Source organism: Paraherbaspirillum soli (genome assembly GCF_042654985.1).
Taxonomy (GTDB): domain Bacteria; phylum Pseudomonadota; class Gammaproteobacteria; order Burkholderiales; family Burkholderiaceae_D; genus Paraherbaspirillum; species Paraherbaspirillum soli.
Window position 1 is genome coordinate 1 of record NZ_JBHSMT010000015.1, and the last position, 1,810, is coordinate 1,810.

The window sequence follows — 1,810 nt, forward strand, 5'->3', positions numbered from 1 at the left end:
ATTTGAGAAGCGGCCTGTCAGTATTTTGAGTGAGCGATGCCCGCGAGGGCAGGCAGCAATGCCACAAAACAGAGATTAAACTGAAGAGTTTGATCCTGGCTCAGATTGAACGCTGGCGGCATGCCTTACACATGCAAGTCGAACGGCAGCGCGGGGGCAACCCTGGCGGCGAGTGGCGAACGGGTGAGTAATATATCGGAACGTGCCCTGGAGTGGGGGATAACTAGTCGAAAGACTAGCTAATACCGCATACGATCTCAGGATGAAAGCAGGGGACCGCAAGGCCTTGTGCTCCTGGAGCGGCCGATATCTGATTAGCTAGTTGGTGAGGTAAAGGCTCACCAAGGCGACGATCAGTAGCTGGTCTGAGAGGACGACCAGCCACACTGGGACTGAGACACGGCCCAGACTCCTACGGGAGGCAGCAGTGGGGAATTTTGGACAATGGGGGCAACCCTGATCCAGCAATGCCGCGTGAGTGAAGAAGGCCTTCGGGTTGTAAAGCTCTTTTGTCAGGGAAGAAACGGTGCGGGCTAATATCCTGTGCTAATGACGGTACCTGAAGAATAAGCACCGGCTAACTACGTGCCAGCAGCCGCGGTAATACGTAGGGTGCAAGCGTTAATCGGAATTACTGGGCGTAAAGCGTGCGCAGGCGGTTGTGTAAGACAGGTGTGAAATCCCCGGGCTTAACCTGGGAATGGCATTTGTGACTGCACGGCTAGAGTGTGTCAGAGGGGGGTAGAATTCCACGTGTAGCAGTGAAATGCGTAGAGATGTGGAGGAATACCGATGGCGAAGGCAGCCCCCTGGGATAACACTGACGCTCATGCACGAAAGCGTGGGGAGCAAACAGGATTAGATACCCTGGTAGTCCACGCCCTAAACGATGTCTACTAGTTGTCGGGTCTTAATTGACTTGGTAACGCAGCTAACGCGTGAAGTAGACCGCCTGGGGAGTACGGTCGCAAGATTAAAACTCAAAGGAATTGACGGGGACCCGCACAAGCGGTGGATGATGTGGATTAATTCGATGCAACGCGAAAAACCTTACCTACCCTTGACATGGAAGGAATCCCGAAGAGATTTGGGAGTGCTCGAAAGAGAACCTTTACACAGGTGCTGCATGGCTGTCGTCAGCTCGTGTCGTGAGATGTTGGGTTAAGTCCCGCAACGAGCGCAACCCTTGTCATTAGTTGCTACGAAAGGGCACTCTAATGAGACTGCCGGTGACAAACCGGAGGAAGGTGGGGATGACGTCAAGTCCTCATGGCCCTTATGGGTAGGGCTTCACACGTCATACAATGGTACATACAGAGGGCCGCCAACCCGCGAGGGGGAGCTAATCCCAGAAAGTGTATCGTAGTCCGGATTGTAGTCTGCAACTCGACTACATGAAGTTGGAATCGCTAGTAATCGCGGATCAGCATGTCGCGGTGAATACGTTCCCGGGTCTTGTACACACCGCCCGTCACACCATGGGAGCGGGTTTTACCAGAAGTAGGTAGCCTAACCGTAAGGAGGGCGCTTACCACGGTAGGATTCGTGACTGGGGTGAAGTCGTAACAAGGTAGCCGTATCGGAAGGTGCGGCTGGATCACCTCCTTTCTAGAGTTTGCATGAAAGTTAAGCGTCCACACTTATCGTCTGTTAATAAAGAAGAACAGGTATCGGTCAAAGGCTGGTGTGCAGCGATGCATAGTAGTTGATGGAAGGCTCGTACTGATCCAAGCGGGTCTGTAGCTCAGTTGGTTAGAGCACCGTGTTGATAACGCGGGGGTCGTTGGTTCGAGCCCAACCAGACCCACCA

1 tRNA gene and 1 rRNA gene are annotated in these 1,810 nt (G+C 53.4%); both read left to right on the plus strand.

What is annotated here, in order from left to right:
- Positions 1-77 precede the first annotated feature (77 nt).
- Positions 78-1,608 (plus strand): 16S ribosomal RNA (locus ACFPM8_RS11620).
- A gap of 125 nt (positions 1,609-1,733) precedes the next feature.
- Positions 1,734-1,810: transfer RNA gene (locus tag ACFPM8_RS11625), tRNA-Ile, on the plus strand.